This is a genomic window from Pseudomonas sp. S06B 330, assembly GCF_002845275.2.
In the GTDB taxonomy this organism is placed as follows: domain Bacteria; phylum Pseudomonadota; class Gammaproteobacteria; order Pseudomonadales; family Pseudomonadaceae; genus Aquipseudomonas.
In genome coordinates this window covers 2,759,526-2,771,651 of record NZ_CP088149.1, presented here as the reverse complement: position 1 = coordinate 2,771,651, position 12,126 = coordinate 2,759,526, and the positions used below count along the sequence as shown (strand labels likewise).

Here is a 12,126-nt window from a genome sequence, read left to right as displayed (position 1 = left end):
CTCAGCTGACGGCCAGAGACTGACGTTCACGCTCGATATCGACGATAAACCGCTCGGCCGGCAATGGCTGGCCGAGCAAGTAACCCTGCAACGAATCGCAGCCCAGACGGGTCAGGAAGTTCTGCTGACGGTCGGTTTCCACCCCTTCGGCGACAATCCGCAAGCCCAACGCCTGCCCCAAGGCGACAATGGCTGACACAATCGCAGCATCATCGCTGTCATGTTCCAGGTCGCGGACAAAGCCGCGGTCGATCTTCAGCTCGTTGGCCGGCAGGCGTTTGAGGTACATCAGGCTCGAATAGCCGGTACCGAAATCGTCGATGGACAAGTCCACGCCCATGTCCGCCAAGCGTTGCAGTACTGCCATGCTCGCGTCAGCATCGTGCATGGCGGTCGTTTCGGTGATTTCCAGGGTCAGGCTGTTGGCTGGCAGGTTATGACGCGCCAGCACCTTGGCAACGCTCTCGACCAACCCGTTGTGGCAGAACTGGATGGCGGACAGGTTGACCGCAATGCGCCAGTCGCTGTAGCCCTGGTCGATCCATACACGCATCTGCCGACAGGCTTCATCCAGCACCCACTCACCGATCGGAATGATCAGCCCGGTTTTTTCGGCCAGACCGATAAAGCGGTCCGGCAACAGCAGCCCATGCTGCGGATGTTCCCAGCGCAGCAAGGCTTCAGCACCGATGGGCTGGCAGTTCTGGGCGTCGAACTTGGGTTGATAGAACAGGCGGAACTGACCTTGTTCAAGGGCGACTCGCAGGTCTTGGAGCAGTTGCAGTTGCAGGCGCGCGTTGCTGTTCATCGACACGTCAAAGAAGCTGTAACCGTTCTTGCCAGCACTTTTGGCGTGATACATCGCCGCATCGGCGTTACGCAACAACTCATGCTGATCGATGCCATTGCCCGGGTAGAGCACGATGCCAATGCTCGCCGAAATCTGCAGATTCTGGTCCGAAACGCGAAAGGCACGGGAAATCAGGTTGACCTGCTTGGCGGCGACCCCAAGGGCGTCATCAGGCTCTTGCAACTCCACCAGCAACACAAATTCGTCACCACCGATGCGCGCCAGGGTGTCCTGACTGTGCAAGTGGCCGCGCAGGCGCTGCGCCACGTCCTTGAGCAACAAGTCGCCCATATGGTGACCAAAGGCATCGTTGACCGGTTTGAAGCCATCCAGGTCAATGAACATCAGCGCAAAACAGCCACCCTGCTCTGCCACTTTGCTCATGGCTTGTTCAATGCGGTCGGCCAGCAGTGTACGGTTGGGCAAGCCGGTCAGGGTATCGTGCAAGGCCAGTTGGGTGAGTTCCTGGTTGGCCCGGGTCAAGGAGCGCGCGAGCTCCGCCGTGCGCGCTTCCAGGCGAGCATCAAGCACCGAGGTCAGCAAAGCCACCGACAACACCGCCAACGTGGTAATTAACACCAGGTAATCCAGGCCATTGCCACTCAAACCGCTGCCCAGTGCACCGCAGAAACTGCCCTCTGGGAAGTTGGCCGCAGCCATGCCGGTGTAGTGCATTCCGACAATTGCCCCCCCCATCAGTACCGCAGCGGCGCCACGAATCTGGCGCACGTAGAGGGTTTGATGACGCAAGCGGAAGGCAATCCACAAGGCCACCGCCGAAGCGCCCACGGCGATCAGCAACGACAGGCTAAACAGCGCCGGATCGTAGTCGATACCCGGTTGCATCAGCAGTGCAGCCATGCCGGTGTAATGCATGCTGCTGATGCCAGCGCCCATGATCAAGGCGCCCAGGGCCAGTTGGGTCCAGGGCAGGCTAGGCTGACTCACCAACCACAGGGCAAAGCCTGAAGACAGCCCGGCGATCAGCAGCGACAGCAAAGTCAGGGTCAGGTCATAGCCCAAGGGGATCGGCAAGCGGAAGGCGAGCATGCCGATGAAGTGCATCGACCAGATGCCAAACCCCATCGCCAGTGCCCCGCCGCTGATCCACAGGTACACCGCGCGGCCTTTGGCGGTGGCGATGCGCCCGGTCAGATCCAGTGCGGTGTAGGAAGCAAGAATGGCCACGCAGAGCGAAATAACCACCAGCGAAGAAGCGTAACTACCGATCAGCATTTGGCCTTCCACAACCCTTGGAATCGGGCACTGAAGTGGCCCGGGGAAAAGCCGATGATTGTACTCAACCTTTGCCGAAACGCACGGAGTTTCGATGGCATTTAGCAATGACAGCGCATTGCTAATGACACACCAAAATCACATATAAATATCCTTATAAATCAATATGTTAGGATTTATATTTAACGTAAAACAATACTAAATCATGCAATTTCCAACAAAATCTACTTAAGGAAAATTTTTACTTTAAGTAAATTGCTTATCTTGTTGTTTTTTATAGATTTTATTCAGACTCAGTAAAGGCCGTTTGTGCATCCCAGCCCCCACCCAGCGCCGCAATCAGTTGCACGCTGGCCACCAGCCTGCCCTGCAGCAAGGTCAACACGCTTCGCTCGTTGCTCAGTGCAGTGGTCTGCACGTTGACCACATCCAGGTAGGCAATCAACCCAGCCTTGTACTGGTTACTGGTCAGGCGCAGCGACTCACGCGCCGCCTCCAGCGCTTCGCTACGCACCCTGGCTTCATCTTCGTAGACGTTGAGCTGCACCAAGTAGTTTTCGACTTCCTTGAAGCCATCGAGCACCGCCTGACGGTACTGCGCCACGGTCTGGTCGTAGACCGCCTCGGTACGATCGACTTCAGCGGAACGCTGACCGCCGTCGAACAAGGTCATGGCCAGTTGCGGGCCCACCGACCAGAAACGGTTAGGCAGGCTGATCCAGTCATTGAAACTGCTGCTGCTATAGCCGCCATTGAGGCTCAAGCTCAGGTCCGGAAAATAGGCAGCCTTGGCCACACCAATGCTGGCGTTGGCTGACATCACCTTACGCTCGGCCGAAGCAATGTCTGGGCGACGCTCAAGCAATTGCGAAGGCAAGGCCAGCGGCACCTGGGGCAGCACGGGGATGTCTTTGCTGTCGGCCAGGGCGAAGTCGGCCGGTGCCTTGCCCAACAGGACGGCGATGGCGTTTTCCAACTGGGCACGTTGCCAGACCAAGTCAATCAGGTCGGCCTGAGTGCTTTTGAGCTGGGTTTGCGCCTGAGCCACCGCATCCTTGCCGGAGACCCCAGCGCGGTACTGGTTTTCAGTCATGGTCAACGAACGCTGATAGGTCGCAACCGTGGCTTCAAGCAGGCGTTTCTGCTCGTCTATCACCCGTAGCTGCAGGTAGTTCTGCACCAACTCCGACTGCAGACTCAAGCGAATCGCCGCCATATCGGCCAGGCTCGCCTCGGCGCTGGCTTCATTGGCTGCCAAGCCATCGCGCAGCTTGCCCCATAGGTCAGCTTCCCAGCTAACGCCCAGGGTGGTGCTGTAGGTGTTACGAATACCGCTGCTGTTGTTGCTCAGGCTGGAGCTGGAACTGCCGGTGCCCTGGCTTGAGCGCGTCTTACCAGCACTAAGGTCAATACTCGGGAACAGCGCCCCACGGGCACTGCGCACCAAGGCCTGGGCCTGACGGTACTGAGCGGCGTACTGAGCAACAGTCTGGTTGTTGCTGTTGAGCTGCTCGATCAGGCCGTTGAGCTGGGCGTCGCCATACAGCTCCCACCAGGCGCCACGGGCCAAGGCATCCGATGGGTTCGCCTGGGTCCAGCCCGCAGCATGCTTGAACTGCACCGGGGTCGGGCTGTCCGGGCGCTGGTAGTCCGGACTCAAGGTACAGGCGCTGAGCATGGCCAGGCACACACTTGCAGCCAACAAACGCGAACCACGGGCAGCGAGCACGGCTTGCAGCGAGCGATCGGAGAGAAACAGACGTCGGGTCATAGCGGGGTTTCCAAAGCAGCGTCGGTACGCACGCCGCGCCAGCGGTTGAAGCGATGGCGCAAGCGGTCCAGATAGAGGTAAACCACCGGAGTGGTGTAAAGCGTGAGGACCTGGCTGAAGACCAGCCCGCCGATGATGGTCAGGCCAAGCGGCTGGCGCATCTCCGAACCTTCGGCATGGCTGAGCAACAACGGCAAGGCGCCAAGGATGGCGGCCACGGTGGTCATCAGGATCGGGCGCAGACGCAGCAGGCAGGCGCGGCGGATCGATTGCTCCGGGCTCAGATACTCGTGACGCTCCAGCTGCAGGGCCAGGTCGATCATCATGATGGCGTTCTTCTTCACCACGCCAATCAGCAAGAACAGCCCCAGCAGCGAGATCAGGCTGAATTCGCTGCCCACCACATACAGGGTCAGCAAGGCTCCTACCCCGGCCGAAGGCAAGGTCGAAAGAATGGTCAGCGGGTGGATGTAGCTCTCGTAAAGAATTCCCAGCACCAGGTACACCGCCAGCAACGCCCCGAGGATCATGAACGGCTGGCCCTTCTGGCTTTCGGTAAACGCATCACCGGTGCCGCCAAGCTTGGCGATCACATCTTCCGGCAAACCGACCTTGGCCACAGCCCGCTCAACAGCGGCCAGAGCCTGGTCCTGACTGTAGCCTTCAGCAATGTCAAAGTTGATGCTGTCCGAGGCGAACTGGCCTTCGTGGCTGACCCGGTCATCGGCCAAGCTGTTCTCGTAGTGCGCGAAGGTCGACAGCGGTACCCGGGCGCCGTCGGCGGTGATCACCTGGACCTGCTCGAGGCTACGCGGGTCCTGGGCGTACTTGGGGTTGATCTCCATCACCACCTGGTACTGGTTGAGGCTGTCGTAGATGGTCGAGATCTGCCGCTGACTGTAGGCGTTGTTGAGCACCGAGGTCACCATGACCATGTCGATGCCCAGGCGCTTGGCCTGTTCGCGATCGACCACCAGGGTGACCTGCTGGGTACCGCCGCCCTCGCGGGCATCGATGGCGGTAAGCTCCGGCAGAGCCTTGAGCGCCGCGACCACTTTCGGGTACCACTCGCGCAACGCCGACAGTTCACTGCTCTGCAGGGTGTAGAGAAACTGTGAGCTGCTCTGATCACGACCGCCGCCAAACTGCAAGTCCTGGTCAGCCATGAGGAACAGGCGTCCACCGGGCACCTTGGGCATCTCCTTGCGCATCCGCTCGATGATCTTCTGCGCAGACACCTTGCGTTCGCTGATCGGCTTCAGGCGCACCAGAACCATGGCGTTGTTGGTACCGCTATTGCCGCCGATAAAGCCGGCGACACTCTCCACCGCAGGGTCCTTGAGCAAGGCCCGGCGGTAGATTTCCATCTTCGGCTGCATGACCTGGAACGACAGGCCGTCGTCACCACGGACAAAACCCATCAGTTGACCGGTGTCCTGCTGTGGCAGGAAGGTCTTGGGCACCACTACATACAGGGCGATGTTCACAGCGATGGTTACCAGCAGGCTGGCCAGGGTCAGGCGTCGGTGACGCAAGACCCAATCGAGGCTGCGCCCATAACTGACCATCATGCGCTGGTTGAGCTGCTCGCTCCAGCGCTGCAGGCGCGTCTGCTCGCCTTGCGCATGGGGTTTGAGCCAGCGTGCGCAGAGCATTGGCGTGAGTGTCAGCGACACCACCAGTGAAACGATGATCGCCACCGCCAGGGTAATGGAGAACTCCCGGAACAACGAGCCGACAATGCCCCCCATGAACAGGATCGAGACAAACACCACCACCAGCGACAGGTTCATCGACAACAGGGTGAAGCCGACTTCCTTGGACCCCAGGTAGGCGGCTCGCATCGGCGCTACACCCTCGTCGATATGGCGGGAGATGTTCTCCAGCACGACGATGGCATCATCGACCACCAGGCCGGTGGCGAGGATCAGCGCCATCAGCGACAGGTTGTTCAAGGAGAAACCGCACAGGTACATCGCCGCGAAAGTGCCAACCAGCGACACCGGCACGGCCAGGGTCGGGATCAATGAGGCGCGCAAGTTACCCAGGAACAGGAACACCACCAGCACCACCAGTACCACCGCGATGATCAGGGTGTGCTCAGCCTCCTTGAGCGTTGCGGTGATCACCGGCGAGCGGTCCATGGCCACGTCCAGCTTGACGCTGGCGGGCATCAGCGACTCCAGCGCGGGCAACTGTTCCTTGATCTTGCGCACGGTCTCGATGATGTTGGCCCCGGTCTGGCGGTTGATCACCAGCAGTACCGCGTCCTGGTCATTGAAAAAACCGCTGTTGTAGCGGTTTTCCACCGCGTCACTGACCTTGGCCACATGGCTCAGGCGCAGCACCGCGCCGTCCTGATAACGGATGATCAGCGGTTCGTAGTCCTTGGCCTTTTCCAACTGGTCGTTGGCCTGCACCTGCCAATTGCGTTGATCATCTTCGATAAAACCCTTGGGCCGACGCTGGTTGGCATTGGCGATGGTCTGGCGTACATCGTCCAGGGCAACGCCGTACTGATTGAGCAGGTGTGGTTCAAGTTCGATGCGCACCGCCGGCAGCGAGCTACCGCCGATCTGCACTTCCCCCACCCCAGGCACTTGCGACAGGCTTTGCGAGAGGATGGTCGAGGCCAAGTCATACAACTGACCCTTTTGCAGCACGCTGGAAGTCAGGGCCAGGACCATGATCGGCGCCTGTGACGGGTTGTACTTCTTGTAGGTCGGCATGCTACGCATACCGCTGGGCAGCAGGTTGCGCGAGGCATTGATCGCCGCCTGCACTTCGCGGGCGGCAGCGTCAATGTCACGGCCCTGGTCAAAACCGAGAATGACCCGCGTCGAGCCCTGGCTGGAACTGCTGGTCAGGGTGGTGACGCCAGCGATTGCGCCCATGGAGCGCTCCAGCGGCGTCGCCACCGTAGCGGCCATCACTTCTGGGCTGGCTCCCGGCAAGTTGGCCTGCACGACGATTACCGGAAACTCGATCTGTGGCAGCGGCGCCACCGGCAACAGGCCGAAGCTGACACCGCCGAGCAACATGATCGCCAGGCTCAGCAGCATGGTTGCTACTGGCCGGCGGATAAACGGCGCGGACAGGTTCATGGCGTATCCTGCACCACAGCGTCAGCCTGAGGACGCATACGTCGTGCCAGACGGTCGAAATACAAATAGATGACCGGCGTGGTGAACAGCGTCAGTACCTGGCTGAGCAACAGCCCACCGACCATCACCAAGCCCAGTGGCTGGCGCAGTTCAGCCCCGGAACCACTGGCAAGCATGAGCGGAATGGCGCCGAACAAGGCCGCCAGGGTGGTCATCAGGATTGGCCGGAAACGCAACAACGCCGCCTGATAAATCGCCGCCTCCGGGGTCATGCCCTGACTGCGCTCGGCCTCCAGGGCAAAGTCGATCATCATGATTGCGTTTTTCTTGACGATACCGATCAGCAAAATGATACCGATAATGGCGATCATGCCCAGGTCGTTGCCGGACAGGATCAACGCCAGCAAGGCACCGACCGCCGCCGACGGCAAGGTCGAGAGGATGGTCACCGGGTGAATGTAGCTCTCGTAGAGCACCCCCAGGACGATGTACATGGTCACCACCGCCGCCAGAATCAACAGCAAGGTACTCGACAGCGAGTTCTGGAAGGCTTCAGCGGCGCCCTGGAAGCGGGTTTGCACGCCGACCGGCATGCCGATCTCCTGCTGCACCTGCTCGATCGCTTTCACGGCCTCGCCGAGGGACGCCCCCTCTCCTAGGTTGAACGACATCATCACCGCCGGGAACTGGCCAATGTGGGCAATGGCCAACTGCGCCTGGCGCTGCTCAATGCGTGCCAGGCTCGACAAGCGTACCTGCCCCCCATCGCTGGCCTTGACGTGAATCTGCTCAAGCACCTGTGGGCCCAGGCTGGAGGCGGCCTCGGCCTGCAGTACCACACGGTACTGGCTGGCCTGGGTATAGATGGTCGAGATCTGGCGTTGGCCGAAGGCGTCATACAGGGCATTGGTGATGTCCGCGACATTGATGCCCAGGCGGCTGGCAGCATCGCGGTCGATCACCAGGAACACCTGCAAACCCTTGTCCTGCAGGTCGCTGGCGACGTCGGCAAGTTCGGGGCGCTGCTGCAGGGCATCGACCAGCTTGCCACTCCACAGGGCGAGCAAGTCGGCGTCCGGTGACGACAGGCTGAACTGGTACTGGGTGCGGCTGACCCGATCTTCAATGCTCAGGTCCTGCACCGGCTGCATGAACAGACGGATACCGGTGAGTTTGTCGACCTGAGGCTGCAACCGGGCGATTACCTGTGCGGCGGTCAGGTCGCGCTCGCCATGCGGCTTGAGGTTGATCAGCAAGCGCCCACTGTTGAGCGTGGCGTTGTCACCGTCGACGCCAATGTAGGATGACAGGCTCTGCACTGCCGGATCTTGAAGGATCACTGCACTAAGCTGTTGCTGACGTTCGCTCATGGCCGCAAAGGAGACCGACTGCGGCGCCTCGGAAATGCCCTGGATCACCCCGGTATCCTGTGCCGGGAAGAAGCCCTTGGGCACCACCAGGTACAACAGCACGGTCAGGGCCAGGGTTGCCACCGCCACCAGCAAGGTCAGCGGCTGATGCTTGAGCACCCACTGAAGCCCGCGACCATACCAGGCGATCATCCAATCGATCCAGGCGCCACTGGCGCGGTAGAAGCGCCCTTGCTCATGCTCGGCAGGCTCGCGCTTGAGCAGCCGCGCGCACATCATCGGCGTCAGGGTCAGCGACACCACCAGCGAAATCAGGATGGCCACCGCCAGGGTGATGGCAAATTCACGAAACAGCCGCCCGACCACGTCTGCCATGAACAGCAGCGGGATCAGTACCGCAATCAACGAGAAGGTTAGCGAGATCAGGGTAAAACCAATCTGTCGGGCCCCCTTGAGCGCCGCCTGCATTGGCGTTTCGCCTTCTTCGATGTGGCGGGAAATGTTCTCCAGCATGACGATCGCATCGTCGACCACAAACCCAGTGGCGATGGTCAGGGCCATCAGGGTCAGGTTGTTGATCGAAAAACCGGCCAGGTGCATGACTGCAAAGGTGCCGATCAACGACAGCGGCACCGCCACCGAGGGAATAATCGTGGCGCTGAAACGGCGCAGAAACACGAAAGTCACCATCACCACCAGGGCAATCGCCAGCAGCAGCTCGTTGCGCACATCCTTGACCGAGGCACGGATGGTCTGGGTGCGGTCGGTGAGCACGCTGACATCCAGCCCCGCAGGCAGGTTGTCGGTAATCGACGGCAGCAGGGTTTTGATCCGGTCGACCACCTCGATGACGTTAGCCCCCGGCTGGCGCTGGATGTTCAGCAACACCGCCTGGTTCTGGTTGGCCCAGGCCGCCAGGCGTTCGTTCTCGGCACCGTCGACAATCTCGGCAACGTCTTTAAGGCGCAGCGGCGCACCATTGTTGTAGGCCAGGATCAGGTTGGCGTATTCCTCAGGAGAACGCAGTTGGTCGTTGGCGTCGAGCATCGACACGCGGGTCGGGCCATCAAAGTTGCCTTTGGGCTGGTTGACGTTGGACGCGCCGATGAGGGTGCGCACGTCCGCCAGGTTAAGCCCGGCAGAGGCCAGCGCATCGGGATTGACCTTGATGCGCACCGCCTGGCGCTGACCACCGGCGATGCTAACCATGCCGACGCCGCTGATCTGGGCGATTTTCTGCGCCACACGGGTATCGACCAGGTCGTTGAGCTTGGGCAGCGGCATGGTTTTCGAGGAAATCGCCAGGGTCAACACCGGGGTGTCCGCCGGGTTGACCTTGTTGTACACCGGAGGCGCTGGCAAGTCGCTCGGCAACAGGTTAGTGGCGGCGTTGATCGCCGCCTGTACCTGCTGCTCGGCGACGTCCATGTTCATGTCCAGACTGAAGCGCAGGGTCAGCACCGAAGCGCCACCGGAGCTGGTCGAGGCCATCTGGGTCAACCCCGGCATTTGCCCGAACTGGCGCTCAAGCGGTGCAGTGACGGCGCTGGTCATGACTTGCGGGCTGGCGCCCGGGTACAAGGTCATGACCCGGATGGTCGGGTAATCAACCTGTGGCAAGGCTGCCACCGGTAGCAAGGTGTAAGCGATCAGGCCGGCCAGGACGATGGCCAGCATGCTCAGGGTGGTCGCCACCGGGCGCAGGATGAACAGCCGCGAGAGGTTCATGCGCCGGCATTGTCCTTACGGTTCGTGGCAGCGGAAGTGTCCTTGGCCTCTTGCCCTTGCAGGTGCTGGCCTGGGGTTGCCGGGACCTGTGAGCTGTCGTTGACCACTTCCACGTCACTGCCATCGCGCAGGCGGTCGGTGCCTTCGAGCACCACGCGTTCGCCTTTGGCCAGACCGTCGATGATCACGGTGTGGTCACCATCGCTGGCACCCAGGGTCAGTTTGCGGATTCGTACCTTGTTGTCGCCTTCCATGACATACACGAACGAGCCGTCGGTACCGAATTGGATGGCTGCCGAAGGCGCCAGGACGACGTTCTTCAAGGTGTCGGCGAGCAAGCGCACATTGACGAATTGATTAGGGAAAAGCGCTTCGTCCTGGTTTTCGAAGAACGCCTTGAACTTCAGCGTGCCGGTGGTGGTGTCAATCTGGTTGTCGAGGCTGCGCAGCACGCCAACGGCCTGCTGCTTGAGGTCGCCTCGGTCCCAGGCTTCGACGGGTAACTGCGCACCGCTTCGGTAGCGGGCAAGCACAGTGCTCAGCTCCGTCTCGGGCAAAGTGAAGGCCACGGTGATCGGTTGAGTCTGGGTAATTACCACCAGTGCCGTGGTGTCGTTGGCCGCCACCAGGTTGCCGACGTCCAGCTGACGCAGGCCCAGGCGACCGGTGATGGGAGCGCGAATACGGGTGAAGTCCAGGTTCAGCTTGGCATCACCGACGGCGGCCTGGTTGGTCTTGATCGTGCCTTGGTACTGAGCGACCAGTGCCACCTGCGTGTCGAGGGTCTGCTTGGCAATACTGTCTTCAGCGTACAGGCCCTTATAACGCTCCAGGTCGATCTGAGCGTTTTTCAACTGTGCCTGGTTCTGTGCCAGGGTACCTTCGGCTTGCTGCAGGGCGATCTGGTAGCTTCGCGGGTCGATCTCGGCGAGCAAGTCGCCGGCCTTGACCTTCTGCCCCTCCTGGAAGTTGACCTTGACCAACTCCCCCCCTACCCGGCTGCGAATATTGACCGTATTGGTCGCAGTTACCGTACCCAGCGCCTTGAGATAGACCGGGAAGTCGCCGACCGTGGCCGGTTCCACACGAACAGGCACCGGTCCAGCAAAGGCACCGAAGCCGGGGCGTCCGCCCTTGCCGCCCGGCGCACTGGCAGCCTTTTGCGCCACTGGAGACGGCCACAACCACCAGCACAGGCCAGCGACCAGCAGCAGAATCAGCAGGCCGAAAAGCCAGCGACGGGAGGAACGGGAACGAGAAAGCATCGGTTGATCGACCATTGGACTGGAAAGAATTCTTTTGAGGAGGCTGAACGATAAGCACTGCAGCGGGATAAGCAAAGCGCCTTTACCGGCAATTTACCTTGAGCTTACGTTGCTAAGACGATGAACTGTAAATAAAAACGGCCTGGACAGGGCCAGGCCGTAACAACTCTTTGCAATTAATCGCCGTTGCCAGCGAGGGGCTGCCCAGCGGCCCCAACAGGCTATGCAGTTACTTCAGTACTGCCAGCGCTGCATCGTAGTTCGGCTCATCAGCAATTTCGCTAACCAGCTCGCTGTGCAGCACGTTGTCGTTTTCATCCAGTACCACCACGGCACGGGCAGTCAGACCGGCCAGTGGGCCGTCAGCGATGGCAACGCCATAGTTCTCGATGAACTCGCGGCCACGCAGGGTCGACAGGTTCTGCACGTTTTCCAGGCCCTCAGCGCCACAGAAGCGTGCTTGAGCGAACGGCAGGTCAGCAGAGATGCACAGCACCACGGTGTTATTCAGTTCGTTGGCCTTCTTGTTGAAGGTACGGACCGAAGTGGCGCAGGTCGGGGTATCGACACTTGGGAAGATGTTCAGCACTTTACGCTTGCCGGCCAGGCTTGCCAGGGTCACGTCAGCCAGGCCTGCACCAACCAGGGAAAACGCTGGGGCTTTGGCGCCGACCTTTGGCAGTTCGCCTTTGACCTGAACCGGATTGCCTTTGAGAGTCACTTGAGCCATGAGCTGAGTCCTTATGCGGGGGTGAGTAAAGGACCAGAGTTAATCATGAAAGTGCCCGAAGCACCTATGGGC

At 60.4% G+C, this 12,126-nt stretch carries 6 protein-coding genes; all 6 read right to left on the bottom strand.

Features of this window, described 5'->3' with window-relative positions:
* Nucleotide 1 precedes the first annotated feature (1 nt).
* The 6 genes from CX511_RS12400 to tpx all read right to left on the bottom strand — a co-directional run bounded on the left by CX511_RS12400 (nt 2) and on the right by tpx (nt 12,054).
* On the bottom strand, nt 2-2,086 hold the full coding sequence (locus CX511_RS12400) for a putative bifunctional diguanylate cyclase/phosphodiesterase (protein WP_101292001.1): 2,085 nt from the start codon (nt 2,084-2,086) through the stop codon (nt 2-4).
* 283 nt (nt 2,087-2,369) lie between these two features.
* Nucleotides 2,370-3,857: an efflux transporter outer membrane subunit gene (locus CX511_RS12395; RefSeq protein WP_101292002.1), complete on the bottom strand. Its 1,488-nt coding sequence runs from the start codon at nt 3,855-3,857 to the stop codon at nt 2,370-2,372.
* Complete coding sequence (locus CX511_RS12390; protein ID WP_101292003.1) at nt 3,854-6,961, bottom strand: efflux RND transporter permease subunit; 3,108 nt, start codon at nt 6,959-6,961, stop codon at nt 3,854-3,856. Before CX511_RS12390 ends, CX511_RS12395 begins: the two co-directional genes overlap by 4 nt.
* Complete coding sequence (locus CX511_RS12385) at nt 6,958-10,059, bottom strand: MdtB/MuxB family multidrug efflux RND transporter permease subunit (RefSeq protein WP_045190075.1); 3,102 nt, start codon at nt 10,057-10,059, stop codon at nt 6,958-6,960. The genes CX511_RS12390 and CX511_RS12385 overlap by 4 nt, the downstream gene beginning before the upstream one ends.
* On the bottom strand, nt 10,056-11,339 hold the full coding sequence (locus CX511_RS12380) for an MdtA/MuxA family multidrug efflux RND transporter periplasmic adaptor subunit (protein ID WP_045190077.1): 1,284 nt from the start codon (nt 11,337-11,339) through the stop codon (nt 10,056-10,058). The genes CX511_RS12385 and CX511_RS12380 overlap by 4 nt, the downstream gene beginning before the upstream one ends.
* Before the next feature lie 214 nt (nt 11,340-11,553).
* Nucleotides 11,554-12,054, bottom strand: a complete 501-nt coding sequence (gene tpx, locus CX511_RS12375; RefSeq protein WP_101292004.1) for a thiol peroxidase — start codon at nt 12,052-12,054, stop codon at nt 11,554-11,556.
* Between the last annotated feature and the right edge of the window lie 72 nt (nt 12,055-12,126).

Bases quoted from the DNA above. Each gene is read 5' to 3' on its own strand.
- CX511_RS12400 (WP_101292001.1), bottom strand. From the start codon at position 2,086: ATGCTGATCGGTAGTTACGCTTCTTCGCTGGTGGTTATTTCGCTCTGC.
- tpx (WP_101292004.1), bottom strand. From the start codon at position 12,054: ATGGCTCAAGTGACTCTCAAAGGCAATCCGGTTCAGGTCAAAGGCGAA.
- CX511_RS12390 (WP_101292003.1), bottom strand. From the start codon at position 6,961: ATGAACCTGTCCGCGCCGTTTATCCGCCGGCCAGTAGCAACCATGCTG.
- CX511_RS12385 (WP_045190075.1), bottom strand. From the start codon at position 10,059: ATGAACCTCTCGCGGCTGTTCATCCTGCGCCCGGTGGCGACCACCCTG.
- CX511_RS12380 (WP_045190077.1), bottom strand. From the start codon at position 11,339: ATGGTCGATCAACCGATGCTTTCTCGTTCCCGTTCCTCCCGTCGCTGG.
- CX511_RS12395 (WP_101292002.1), bottom strand. From the start codon at position 3,857: ATGACCCGACGTCTGTTTCTCTCCGATCGCTCGCTGCAAGCCGTGCTC.